At 30.0% G+C, this 13,072-nt stretch carries 13 protein-coding genes; 7 read left to right on the top strand and 6 right to left on the bottom strand.

Annotation, left to right across the window (positions count from 1 at the left end; translation table 11 throughout):
* Nucleotides 1-63 precede the first annotated feature (63 nt).
* From ACH5TX_RS09695 to xrtF, 3 genes are read right to left on the bottom strand one after another with little or no spacing between them, the layout of a single operon-like run.
* Nucleotides 64-477, bottom strand: coding sequence for an HYC_CC_PP family protein (locus ACH5TX_RS09695; protein ID WP_439339302.1), 414 nt, complete (start codon nt 475-477; stop codon nt 64-66).
* 57 nt (nt 478-534) lie between these two features.
* Nucleotides 535-963, bottom strand: coding sequence for an exosortase F system-associated membrane protein (locus ACH5TX_RS09690; RefSeq protein WP_439339301.1), 429 nt, complete (start codon nt 961-963; stop codon nt 535-537).
* Nucleotides 956-1,507, bottom strand: a complete 552-nt coding sequence (xrtF, locus tag ACH5TX_RS09685) for an exosortase family protein XrtF (RefSeq protein WP_439339300.1) — start codon at nt 1,505-1,507, stop codon at nt 956-958. Before xrtF ends, ACH5TX_RS09690 begins: the two co-directional genes overlap by 8 nt.
* A gap of 91 nt (nt 1,508-1,598) precedes the next feature.
* Between xrtF and ACH5TX_RS09680 the strand changes: the two genes are divergently transcribed.
* Nucleotides 1,599-2,054 carry an XrtF-associated fRMsr-like GAF protein gene (locus ACH5TX_RS09680; RefSeq protein WP_439339299.1) on the top strand — a complete coding sequence of 152 codons (456 nt, stop codon included), beginning with the start codon at nt 1,599-1,601 and terminating at the stop codon, nt 2,052-2,054.
* A gap of 132 nt (nt 2,055-2,186) precedes the next feature.
* A complete protein-coding gene (gene purH, locus ACH5TX_RS09675; protein WP_439339298.1) occupies nt 2,187-3,719 on the top strand; it encodes a bifunctional phosphoribosylaminoimidazolecarboxamide formyltransferase/IMP cyclohydrolase in 1,533 nt (510 codons plus the stop codon).
* A gap of 511 nt (nt 3,720-4,230) precedes the next feature.
* Here the strand turns inward: purH and ACH5TX_RS09670 are convergent.
* The 3 genes from ACH5TX_RS09670 to ACH5TX_RS09660 are packed head-to-tail and all read right to left on the bottom strand — an operon-like array spanning nt 4,231 to nt 7,251.
* Nucleotides 4,231-4,977, bottom strand: a complete 747-nt coding sequence (locus ACH5TX_RS09670; protein WP_439339297.1) for a LytR/AlgR family response regulator transcription factor — start codon at nt 4,975-4,977, stop codon at nt 4,231-4,233.
* Nucleotides 4,970-6,757 (bottom strand): tetratricopeptide repeat-containing sensor histidine kinase, encoded by a 1,788-nt coding sequence (locus tag ACH5TX_RS09665; protein ID WP_439339296.1) that lies wholly within the window; start codon nt 6,755-6,757, stop codon nt 4,970-4,972. Before ACH5TX_RS09665 ends, ACH5TX_RS09670 begins: the two co-directional genes overlap by 8 nt.
* 44 nt (nt 6,758-6,801) lie before the next feature.
* Nucleotides 6,802-7,251, bottom strand: a complete 450-nt coding sequence (locus ACH5TX_RS09660; protein WP_439339295.1) for a hypothetical protein — start codon at nt 7,249-7,251, stop codon at nt 6,802-6,804.
* A gap of 299 nt (nt 7,252-7,550) precedes the next feature.
* Here ACH5TX_RS09660 and ACH5TX_RS09655 point away from each other — a divergent pair, with 299 nt between their 5' ends.
* From ACH5TX_RS09655 to rodA, 5 genes are all read left to right on the top strand, one after another.
* Nucleotides 7,551-8,579, top strand: a complete 1,029-nt coding sequence (locus ACH5TX_RS09655; RefSeq protein ID WP_439339294.1) for a rod shape-determining protein — start codon at nt 7,551-7,553, stop codon at nt 8,577-8,579.
* Nucleotides 8,580-8,595: 16 nt separating this feature from the next.
* The gene (gene mreC / locus ACH5TX_RS09650) at nt 8,596-9,411 is read left to right on the top strand and encodes a rod shape-determining protein MreC (protein ID WP_439339293.1); all 816 of its coding nucleotides are present in this window, start codon (nt 8,596-8,598) and stop codon (nt 9,409-9,411) included.
* Nucleotides 9,412-9,495: 84 nt separating this feature from the next.
* Nucleotides 9,496-9,918, top strand: a complete 423-nt coding sequence (locus ACH5TX_RS09645; protein ID WP_439339292.1) for a rod shape-determining protein MreD — start codon at nt 9,496-9,498, stop codon at nt 9,916-9,918.
* Nucleotides 9,915-11,777: a penicillin-binding protein 2 gene (gene mrdA, locus ACH5TX_RS09640; protein ID WP_439339291.1), complete on the top strand. Its 1,863-nt coding sequence runs from the start codon at nt 9,915-9,917 to the stop codon at nt 11,775-11,777. Before ACH5TX_RS09645 ends, mrdA begins: the two co-directional genes overlap by 4 nt.
* Nucleotides 11,777-13,054 (top strand): rod shape-determining protein RodA, encoded by a 1,278-nt coding sequence (gene rodA, locus ACH5TX_RS09635; RefSeq protein ID WP_439339290.1) that lies wholly within the window; start codon nt 11,777-11,779, stop codon nt 13,052-13,054. Before mrdA ends, rodA begins: the two co-directional genes overlap by 1 nt.
* Nucleotides 13,055-13,072 lie beyond the last annotated feature (18 nt).

The following is a 13,072-nucleotide window of genomic DNA, read 5'->3' as shown; positions in this document are numbered from 1 at the left end:
TTTCCGTGAAAACGGAAAACCTTAAGAAATCCCCTTATTCAAGGGAATAAAAAAATCTATATCTCAAATAATAAAAACTTGGTCTAACACCTGAATATCGGCAACCAAATTGGGAGGAGAATAATCTTTATGAGGAATACATTGTTTTTCTATACTTTCAAATAAATTAATATAAGCATAGAATGCACATGCAATAAACTGTTGTTGTTCAAAATGTAAATCTTCAAAAGAAGAAAATTTTAATTCATCTTGACCTTTAACAACTTCAATTTCATCTTTACAACATGACATTTTCTTAACAGTTTGCTGCTCCATTTCATTAGAACCCATATCACATTTTTGGGCTTCAGAAAAAACAGAAACATCTATTAAAACATCACCACAAAAATGTTTTTCAACAGTAAAAGATACCGTTGAAAACAATACAAGTAATGCTAATAGTATAGAAAAACTTTTATGTAAAAATTGCTTTATCACATCACAAAGGTACAAAAAAGATAAACCTCAACTTCTTTTTTGTAAAATGATTAACATTTAAGACTTAAGCTTATGGTAGTAGAAAGCAGGTAATAATAGAATTAAAATAATAGGCTGAATTAAAAAACGGCGCACATTAAAAAACAAATAATAATCCTCTTGCTTTGGGTTTACCACAAAATATAAATAGATTAATATTAAAACAAAAAAAGCTAATAAATAAATAATAACAGAGAACTTAATGATGCTTTTATCTTTAAAAAAAACATAGAGGATACTTAATGAAATAAGGGTGTTTAAAACATATCGCAACGCTGTAAAAGCCGTAACTTTTAGCACTTCTCGCCTCGGACTATCAATATATAAATAGTCATTTTGAAAAAATGTAAGATAAGGATCGTAAAACAATTCATTTTCATAAAAACGAATTAAAACCAATAGTCCAAAAAGAATAAATAGCACGATATATTTTACAGATTTATCCATTTTTGTTATTCAATTTAGAAAAACGATTCACCCAAAAAATCCATAGTAAAAAAACCATCCCGTATATAATAGCAGGAAAAATAACTGTATGTAAAAATTCTGAATGATCTGGATAATGATATATACCCATACTCAAAACAGCAATACGCAATAAGTTAACAACGTAAATTAAAACACTTCCTGAAAGGATATAAAAAAAAGTAGTTTTCAACTTACCAGAAAACGCTATTATAAACGAAAGAAACAAAATAATAACACTAATAGCATTACAACCTTCTATAACTCTACCCAAATATTGCCCATTAACAATAAGTTTCATTGACGGTTCGTCTGGGTGTGGTAAAACATATGTATTATATCCAAAAACATTAAGCAACGCTTCACTTTGCTTAGAAACTAAATACGTCATATAATCTGGGTAAAATTTTGAACCATCTGAATATTGTAAATAAAACTTATACAACACTGAAAAACCGATATATACTACTAAAAACGTAAGTATAAATTTTATAACCGACTTATATTTTATGAAAAGTTCCTTCAAAAAAATTAAAATATTTCTGGGTGTTAAATTTATTAAAACCGAATATCGAAATTACAGCTTTTTAAATACTTTTACCAAAACTTTTAGCTTTATGATTTTTGATACTTTAAAACCACAAATTACAACGATTGTTAAACAAACAGAAAAAACAACCAACGAACGCCTATTAAGTATTTGTGAATTGCTAGAAAAAACCATAGAGTATTACAACTGGGTAGGATTCTATTTTAGAAATGGCGCTAAAGAAGAACTACTTTTAGGGCCTTATGTTGGTGCACCAACAGACCATACTGTTATTCCTTTTGGAAAAGGTATTTGCGGACAAGTAGCCGTTAGCAATAAAAACTTTGTTGTACCAGATGTAGCAGCTCAAGATAATTATATTGCCTGTAGCATTACCGTTAAAGCTGAAATTGTAGTACCTATTTTTGTAAATGGAGAAAACATTGGGCAAATAGACATAGATTCTAATACGCCAGATCCTTTTTCTGAAGCAGACGAACGCTTTTTAGAATTTGTATGTAATGAAGTAGCCAAAATATTATAGTTGTTAACAACTCTTTCTTATAGTTAAAAAAACAGCCTCTTTTTTAACAAATCTAAGCTCCTTTTTTAAAGTAAATAAGTACTTTTGCAAATAATTGCAAATTTCACATCCTTAAAAACATAACACAACAAAATGAGCAACGAAAAAACCATTAAATCGGCATTAATATCTGTATTTAGCAAAGAGGGTTTAGAGCCTATTGTAAAAGAACTAGACAAACAAGGTGTAACCATTTATTCTACTGGTGGAACTGAGAAATTTATTAACGATTTAGGCATTAAAGTTGTTCCTGTTGAAGATGTGACTTCATACCCGTCTATACTTGGTGGTCGTGTAAAAACATTACACCCAAAAGTTTTTGGAGGTATTTTAAACAGACAAAATCATGATGGTGATGTTGCAGAATTAGCAGAATATGAGATTCCGCAAATTGACGTGGTTATAGTTGATTTATACCCGTTTGAAAAAACAGTAGCTTCTGGCGCTAGTGAACAAGATATTATTGAAAAAATAGATATAGGTGGTATTTCGTTAATTCGTGCTGCTGCAAAAAATTATGCTGACGTTATTTGTGTGTCTTCTGTTGATGATTATGCGGAGTTTTTAGAACTTATTTCTGAAAACAACGGAAGTATTTCTGAAGAAAACAGAAAGCGTTTTGCTGGAAAAGCATTTAACGTATCATCACATTATGATACAGCTATTTTTAACTACTTCAATCAAAACCATGATGAAGCTGCTTTAAAAATAAGTGAAACAAAAGGAAAGGTATTACGTTATGGAGAAAACCCGCACCAAAGAGGTTTCTTCTTCGGAAATTTTGATGAAATATTTACTAAACTTCATGGTAAAGAATTAAGTTATAATAACCTATTAGATGTTGATGCAGCGGTTAACTTAATTTTAGAATTTAAAAACGACGCACCAACATTTGCTATTTTAAAACATAACAACGCTTGTGGTTTAGCACAAAGAGAAACTTTACACCAAGCTTATGTAGATGCCCTTGCCGGAGACCCTGTTTCTGCATTTGGTGGTGTTTTAATAAGTAATAAAGAAATTGATTTAGCTACTGCTGAAGAAATTCACGGTTTATTTTGTGAAGTAGTTATCGCCCCTTCTTTTGCTGATGATGCATTAGAAATTTTAAAAGGTAAAAAAAACAGAATCCTTTTAGCGCTTCATGATATTGAAATGCCAAAAATGAATGTTAGAAGTTGTTTAAATGGTGTTTTATTACAAGACAGAAACAATGTTACAGATACTATTGAGGGGTTAAAAAATGTAACCAATACAAACCCTTCTGAAAGCGAATTAAGCGATTTAATTTTTGCTTCAAAAATTTGTAAGCACACAAAATCTAATACGATTGTATTAACTAAAAACAATCAATTACTTGCGGCTGGAACAGGACAAACAAGTCGCGTTGATGCCTTAGAGCAAGCTATACATAAAGCACAAACTTTTAAGTTTGATTTAAATGGTGCTGCTATGGCTAGTGATGCATTTTTCCCATTTCCTGATTGTGTTGAGATAGCTAAAAATGCTGGCATTAGTGCAGTAATTCAACCAGGTGGCTCTATTAAAGATCAATTAAGTATTGATTATTGTAATGAAAATAATGTATCTATGGTTATGACTGGAACACGTCATTTTAAACACTAACCATAATAACACACATAATTATAAATAAGAAAAGAGCACTACCCATAGTGCTCTTTTTTTGGTATTAACTATTAATTAATACGCCTCTCCCTCAACTTCTCACTCTAAGAAGTTATTAAACTACAATATCCCTAAACTAGATAGTCTAATTTATTCTAGCAATTACAATTGTATTAACCTATAAACTAAAAGAAATAATTGCGCTATTATTGCTATTGCAATGAAGTAAATAAAATAATCTGAAAACTTTTTTTTAGTTCTATTTAAATTCATTTTTGGCCTATTTTTATCAGTATCATTTTCCATAGAATACATACATTAATTATAAATAGTTCTTTATTCTTCTATAAAATTATAGTTAAAGAGCTAACCATTTTAATATATAGGCATAAAACAGGGATTTTTACCCATGAGAGCGGAAAAATGAAAAATAAACCTAATTTGTGTTTAAAAAAATGCCTGCTTAAGAAAGGCTATTTGCTAAATAAAGAAATACAATCTCTACATTTAATTACTTTAAAGTTCGAATCTTTTTCAAGATATCTTTATAAGTATCACTAAGTACTGCTTTATGATTTCCTGAAAGAATAATAAGGTTATCTGCAGGAATAATTTCAATAATTTTTTCAGTGTTTACTATATAATTTCTATGGGTTCTAGAAAAAACAGCCGAGTCTAACAATTTCAAGATTTTTGTTAGCGATATTAAAATAACAAATTTCTCGTTTTCGGTAATAATATTACAATATTTCTCTTCTACTTCAATATAAATAATATCTGTAATAAGTACTTTTTTTAGAGCCTTTCCTTTCTTTATAAATAGATAGTCGTCACTTATAATAGTATCTTCTTCATCACCTAAAAAAACATCGGGTTGCGCATAGAATTTTTCTACAGCCATTTCTAAAGCATATAAAATTTCTAACTCATTAAAAGGTTTCATTAAGTAGCTAAAAGGCTGAGTTAATTTAGCGCGTTCAAATATTTTTCGGTCTGTAGAACTGGTTAAAAACACAAATGGCTTAGAAGCATTTGGACTTACACTAATGGTTTCGGCAAAGGAAATTCCGTCTGGGTTACCATTTAAGAAAATATCGATAACAAGAATGTCTATGGCGCGGTTATAAAAAAGCTCTAACCCGTCTTTAAACGATGAAGCAACTCCAACAATATTATAATTATTAGCCTCAAGTACTTTTATTAATCTATTACTTTCGGCAGGAGTATCTTCAATAATAAGAACATTAACCTTATCCATTTAATGTTGTTTTAGGCAAAGATACAATCATTTTCGTACCTTTTCCTAATTCGCTTTCTATTGAAAACTTACCATTGTTCTTTTTAATTAACGATTTACACAATTGCAGTCCTAATCCTGTACCTTCAATATTTTCATTTTCTTTTTTAGACAATAACGATGATTCTTCAAGAAGATTTTTGCGTATGGCTTCACTCATTCCTAAACCAGAATCTTCAATAACTAAATCGCAATATGTTTCGTTTTCATTTTGCGTATAAATCTTAATAGTTCCGTGTGGGTTTGAAAACTTAATTGCATTATCTAACAAGTTTCGTAATATAATTTTTAACGATTCTTGATCGGCAAACACCACATCTTTTTTCAAAACCGTACTTTCAAAATCTATCGATTTATCTAGCATAAGCGGCTTATAATTATACGCCATTTGCTCTACAATAAAAAACAAACGTATCGATGTAATTTCAAAATAAGATTGCTTGGTTTGTAGCAATGCCCAATTCAACAAATTATCTAACAAATTATAAGCGCCATTAACAATAGCACTATTATTATGCAACAACACATCAAGCGCTTCTAAATTCTTTTCTTCTAAATTATCTAATAACTTTGTATTACTTGTTTTTAAAGCATTTACAGACGATCGTAAATCGTGACTAACAATAGAAAACAACTTATCTTTAGTAGCGTTCAATTCATCTAAGCCTTCTTTTTGAGCTACAATAATTTTATTAGCTTGCTGCTTTTCTTTATAAAAATAAAATGTAACTGCTAACAAAATTAATAAGGTTATTACAGAATATAACAAGCCATCTCTCTCAACAATTTTAGCTTTATTTTCGGCCTGTAATAAACTAACCTCTTTTTGTTTTTGCTTAACAGCAAACTCTTTTTCAAGTTTTGCTACTTCATAAATTTTATTTTGATTATTTAAGGAATCTTTCCATTGCTCGTATTCTTTTCTGTAAACTAAAGCTGCTTTAAAATTTTTACGATTTTCTTCTACTACGGCCATATTTTTAGCAGTAAGTTGTTTCGAATGAAAGTCTTTAATCTTTATAGAAAGTTGATATGCTCTTTCAAAATATAAAATAGCTAAATCATCTTTGTATTGCTCGTAATACAAAGTGGCTAAATTTCCATATGCACTAATAATTCCTAGAGTATCTTTTTGCTGTTCTTCATACCTTAAAGCTTCAACTAAATATGGTTCTGCTTGCTTAAATTTATTTAAATGAAGATAGGATATCCCTAAATTATGAAGAACAGTGCTTTTTTTAAAATAAGTATAATGTTGCTCTGGTAAATCTATTAATTCTCTATAATAAGAAATTACTTCCTTAAATTGATAGGCTTCTAATGCTATTTCAGCTAATTTCATTTTAACTAAATAATGAAATTCAAATTCCCGTGATATTAACTTGAATTCTTTTTGAGCTTGTTTAAATAGTTCTTTTTTGGAAAAACTATAACCTCTAAAATAATGAGAATAATCAGTAAGCTCCTTATTATTAATGGCTAAATCGATATGTTTCATAGAGCACACCAATGTAGAATCCCATTCTTTTTCTATAAAAAATAATGAAGCATTATAAAAATGAGTGTATGAGCTATACTCATTAGCTTTTTTTTTAATTTCTATATTAAATGATTCTATTTCCTCTTCTACTTGAGAAAAAAGAAAACATCCTGACAACATAAATAGTAGGACTAAAAGATCTTTAATTATTGCTTTCAAACAGAAATTCATAATTACAAATATATCCAAAAAAAAATCCATAAATATAAAAAGTTTATGGATTTATAATTATATAAAAAGCCGTTCTAAATCTTTTTAACATCTGTTGTTGTGCCTCTAGAAGCAATAGGATCTTCATCCCAAAGAAAAGTTTGAATTTGGACTAAATCTTCAGGTGGATTTTCAACAATAAAATCAATTCGGTAGGCATCAAAAACTTTATGTCTTTCTTCTGGCTCATCATAAATTATAAAGAAATCTAATTCCTTTTCTCCAGAACTTGAAATAACGAATTGTTTATTAATTCCTGAAAAATTAGGTTTTTCAGAAGCCGCTACAAAAACCACTGCACTCACTTGTAGATTACCTGAGTCACCATAACTAACTTGTACTAGCGGCGAAAAAGGCTTCTCACTTGATGAGTTAGTTACAAAACCAAAACTAATTTGAGCTTCTAGTTTTTTTTTGACAATAATATCACTAGCAGAAATAGGTTCTCCAGGAGGAGCTGTAGTACATAAATTTGGTGTGTTCATTTTTTTTTACTTTTTAGGTTAATAAATTTGGGTTCAATACTAAATACCTTTTACGTATTTGAACATACAATCTTACAAAAAATACAGATTAAAAGCAAAATAATTCGACAAAACGCATTTTAAATATAAAAATACAGTTATATTTTTAAATTAAACGAATCAATTACAAATGTATATTTACAAGTAATTATGACTTTAAAAATTATTTTTCAACTATCAATAGCAAACCTCCATTTTTTTATTTAGTTTTATTACTTTTACTGCAATTGAATTTTAACCTCATAAACCACCGTTAATACATGGGCTTTTTTGACTTCCTAAGTGAAGATATTGCAATAGATTTAGGTACTGCAAATACACTTATAATACATAATGACAAAGTTGTTGTTGATTCTCCTTCTATAGTTGCTAGAGACCGTGTTTCTGGTAAAATTATAGCGGTTGGTCATGAAGCTAGTTTAATGCAAGGGAAGACTCATGAAAATATTAAAACCATTCGCCCATTAAAAGATGGTGTTATTGCCGATTTTGATGCTTCAGAGCAAATGATAAGCATGTTTATTAAAAACATCCCTGCTTTAAAAAAGAAATTTTTTACGCCTGCTTTAAGAATGGTTGTTTGTATTCCTTCTGGAATTACTGAAGTTGAAATGCGTGCTGTAAAAGAATCGTGTGAGCGTGTAAATGGTAAAGAAGTTTATTTAATTCACGAACCTATGGCAGCAGCTATTGGTATAGGTGTAGATATTATGCAACCTAAAGGAAATATGGTTGTAGATATAGGTGGTGGTACTACAGAAATTGCTGTAATCGCTCTTGGAGGTATTGTATGCGACAAATCGGTTAAAATTGCAGGAGATGTATTTACAAACGATATTGTTTACTACATGCGTACACAACACAACTTATATGTTGGTGAGCGTACAGCAGAAAAAATAAAAATTCAAATCGGAGCAGCTACTGAAGATTTAGAATTACCGCCAGAGGATATGAGTGTTCAAGGGCGTGATTTATTAACAGGGAAACCAAAACAAGTTTCTATTTCATATAGAGAAATCGCTAAAGCATTAGATAAGTCTATTTTAAGAATAGAAGATGCAGTTATGGAAACCTTATCGCAAACACCACCAGAATTGGCTGCCGACATTTATAATACAGGTATTTATTTAGCAGGTGGAGGCTCGATGCTTCGTGGTTTAGACAAGCGTTTATCGCAAAAAACAGATTTACCTGTTTATATTGCAGAAGATCCATTAAGAGCGGTTGTTAGAGGCACCGGTATTACTCTTAAAAACCTACCTAAATATAAAAGCGTATTGATTAAATAGCAATACAAGATTAAGCATGCAACAGATTATAAATTTTATAATAAGAAACAAAAACTTTTTGTTGTTCTTGTTGCTGTTTTTTATTTCTATTTTATTTACTATTCAATCACATTCTTACCATAAAAGTAAGTTTATAAATTCGGCAAATTTTTTAACTGGTGGTATTTATAATTCTATAAATAACGTTTCAGATTATTTTAATTTGAAGTCTCAAAATCAATTACTAGCAGAAGAAAACAAACGATTAAAATCACTTTTATATAATTCAGACAACAAAAACGATTCTACTTATATTGACAGTATTTCTTTTAAAAATAAATACAAATTTACAGCTGCAAACATATTAAAAAACAGTTATTCTGCTAATAATAATGTGCTACTAATAAACAAAGGATTAAAAGATAGTATTAAACAAGATTTTGGAGTTATTACAAGTAAAGGTATATTAGGCATAATTGATGAAACAAGCTCAAAATATGCTACAGTAATATCTATTTTAAATAGCACTAGTAAAATAAGTGTACAATTAAAAAAAACAAACCATTTTGGGTCTTTAGTTTGGAACGGGAAATCACCTAACTTCATTCAATTAATTGATGTTGAAAAAGTAGCTCCTGTTGTTAAAGGAGACACCATAATTACCTCAGGACGTTCTTCAATTTTTCCTAAAGGAATTCCTATTGGAACTATTAAAGATTTTAAATTAGATGCAGCAGAAAATTATTATGAAATTAACATAAAGCTATTTAACGACATGACCAATATTGAGCATGTCTATATCATAGAAAATTTAGACGCTAAAGAAATTACTAATTTGTTAAATACAAACTAAATGAACAGTGTCGTTTCAATAAATAGCATCCGTTTTTTTGTATTGTTACTTATACAAGTTTTAATTTGTAACCATGTTAATTTTTTGGGCAATATAAATCCATATATTTATATTTTATTTATTGTTTTATATCCAACTAAAAACAATAGAGTTTTATTTATTTTTCTAAGTTTTTTAATAGGCTTATCTATTGATTTGTTCTCAGATTCTGGTGGTATTCATGCAGCAGCATCAGTTTTAATAGCTTATGCTAGACCTACACTACTAAGATTCTCATTCGGTGTACAATATGAAAACTATGCTATTAAGTTTGATAATGTAGAATTTGGCTCAAAACTAACATACATAACCCTATTAACATTATTACATCATATTGTTTTATTTTCTTTAGAAATATTTAGCGCCTCAAAAATACTTTTAGTCTTTCAAAAAACGTTATTCTCAAGTATATTTACTATTTTATTGTGCACGTTAATAACTATTATTTTTAGTAGAAAAACTAAATGAGACAACTTTTACTTTTCGCTTCTATAATTTTTGTTGGGGTTTTATTTATTTCAAGGCTCTTCTATTTGCAAATTTACTCGTTTGACGAGCATAGTTTGTTTGATGATAATGCCATTAGAAAAGTTTACGACTACCCTAAGAGAGGTTTTGTTTACGATAGAAACGGTAACCTTCTAGTTGCCAACGAACCTTCGTACGACGTCATGGTAATTCCTAGAGAGGTAGAACCTTTAGACACGATTGAATTTTGCAACTTATTAAAAATAGATAAAGAACAGTTTATAAAATACTACAGCAAAGCAAGACGATATTCCCCAAGGTTACCTTCAGTTTTTGTTCCACAACTTTCTAAAGAAGATTATGCCGTATTACAAGAAAAAATGCGAAAGTATACGGGGTTTTACATTCAAAAACGTTCTTTAAGACATTATGAAACTACAATTGGCGCTAATGTTTTAGGTTTTATTGCTGAAGTAAACCAAAGTATTATTGAAAAAAAGCCTTATTATCAAATGGGTGACTTGATAGGCAAACAAGGTGTTGAGTTATCCTATGAAAAACAATTAAGAGGTATAAAAGGAGTTAAACGTTTTCAAAGAGATCGATTTAACAGAAATATAGGCTCCTATAAAAATGGCAAATATGACACCATACCTGTACAAGGAAAAGATATCACCATAACTATTGACGCACAACTTCAAGCATACGGTGAATTACTCATGCAAAATAAGCGTGGAGGTATTGTTGCTATTGAACCAGCAACAGGAGAAATTTTGGCTCTTGTTTCTGCTCCTTCGTACAATCCTAACCTTTTAGTGGGAAGAAAACGTTCAAAGAATTACTCTATACTAAACAAAGATAGCATACACCTTCCTTTAATTGACAAGAGTCTTTTAAGAGTCCATGAACCAGGATCTCCTTTTAAAGCTTTAGTAGCTTTAGCTGCTCTACAAGAAGGAGCTATAACTCCACAAACAACTGTAAGATGCTCTGGTATATACCACTATGGAAGACGCGGAACTATGGGATGTCACTGTGGTGGTGGCTCTCGAGATTTAGTTAAAGGTATTGCAAAATCTTGTAATTCGTATTTCGCAACAGCATTTCGAAAAAACATCGATATGTATCCCAATGCTAGTAAATCTATGGATATTTGGAGTAACCATATAAAAAGTTTTGGATTAGGAAAATACTTAGGAACAGATTTACCTATAGGTAAATCTGGTCTTATACCAAATGGAGCATATTACGACAAATGGTATCCAGATTTTAAATGGGGAGCGACAACTATTATTTCTAATTCTATTGGACAAGGAGAAATTCAAGTAACTCCTATTCATTTAGCTAATATGACAGCTGCTATAGCAAATAGAGGATTTTATTACACCCCACATATTATTAAAAATATTGAAGGACAGGAACTCAATAATAAATTTACAGAAAAACACGTTACAACAATAAATAAACAATACTTCGAACCTGTTATCCAAGGCTTATTAGACGTTTACAACAATAATGGCACAGCATGGTTTTTACAAGTACCTGGTATTGAAATTTGCGGTAAAACAGGAACTGCTGAAAATTTCACAAAAGTAAATGGAAAGAGAACTCAATTAACAGATCACTCCATTTTTATAGCTTTTGCACCAAAAGATAATCCTAAAATTGCTATTGCAGTATTAGTTGAAAACGGATATTATGGAGCACGTTGGGCTGGGCGCATTACAAGTTTAATGATTGAGAAATATATTAAAGGAGACATTACTCTAAAACAAATGGAAAAACTGGTTCTTGAGAAAAGTCTCGAAGAAGAATATATTAAGCCATTTTCAGGAAAACCTTTTAAAATTAATTACTAATGTTAAGAGAAACTAACAGGTATTTTAAATTTGACTGGATAACCATTCTACTTTTTTTCCTTTTAGTAGGCTTTGGTTGGTTAAATATTTTATCGGCTTCTCATACAGGAGATACTGTAGATTATCTGGATTTTTCTCAATCTTATGGTAAACAACTTATATTTATTTGTTTAACCTTTGGATTAATCATACTCCTTTTAGCTATTGACGCTAAATTTTACGAACGTTTTTCCAGTATTATATACGTTATATCGATGCTCTCGTTAGTAGGACTCTTTATATTTGGTAAAAATGTAAATGGTGCGACCTCATGGTATGGCATAGGCGGTATGACCATTCAACCTAGCGAATTTGCAAAAACAGCTACAGCCCTTGCTGTCGCAAAATATGTTAGCGATTTAAACACCAATATTAAATCTCTAAAAGATCAAATTCAAGTCTTTATCATCATCATAACTCCTGCTCTACTAGTCTTATTACAAAATGATACTGGTAGCACTATTGTCTATGGTGCTTTCTTTTTTGTTTTATTCAGAGAAGGATTATCAAAACTTTACTTAATTATTGGCGTTTGTGTTATATTTTTAGCTCTGTTATCTTTAAAATTTGGAGCATTAATAACTTCAATAGTTGCCACTATTCTTATTTTAGGATTTCATTTTCTTCAAAAGAAAAAACCACCATTTTTACAATCAATTTTTATTTTAATAATTTCAATTGCCATTTCATTTGGTGTAAAACTCTTTTATCAAAACTTACTACAACCTCATCAAAAAGATAGAATAAGTCTATGGTTACGCTTGGAAAAAGACCCTGCTAAACTGCGACAAATGAAAAAAACATTTGCCTATAATTTAAATGAATCTGAAAAAGCAATAAGCTCTGGTGGGTTCGCTGGAAAAGGTTTTATGGAAGGAACACGTACTACAGGTAAGTTTGTACCTGAACAACATACTGATTATATTTTTAGTACTGTTGGCGAAGAATGGGGCTTTCTAGGAAGCTCATTTGTCGTCATTATTTTTGTTCTGCTTTTATTGCGTATTCTCCATTTAGCCGAATTACAAAAATCTCAATTTAGTCGCGTTTACGGCTATGGCGTAGCATCTATTATATTTATACACTTTCTTATAAACATAGGTATGGTTATGGGCTTAATACCAACCATTGGTATTCCACTACCACTTTTTAGTTATGGCGGCTCTGGGCTCTGGGCTTTTACTATTTTAATATTTATTTTCATTAAATTAGACTCTAATAGAATTAATGAATGGTAAGCAGCTAATAAACATTTA

The sequence above is a fragment of the Thalassobellus citreus genome (genome assembly GCF_044385915.1).
Classification (GTDB): domain Bacteria; phylum Bacteroidota; class Bacteroidia; order Flavobacteriales; family Flavobacteriaceae; genus Thalassobellus; species Thalassobellus citreus.
The sequence above is the reverse complement of the archived record's forward strand: the minus strand, read 5'-3'. Positions and strand labels throughout refer to the sequence as shown.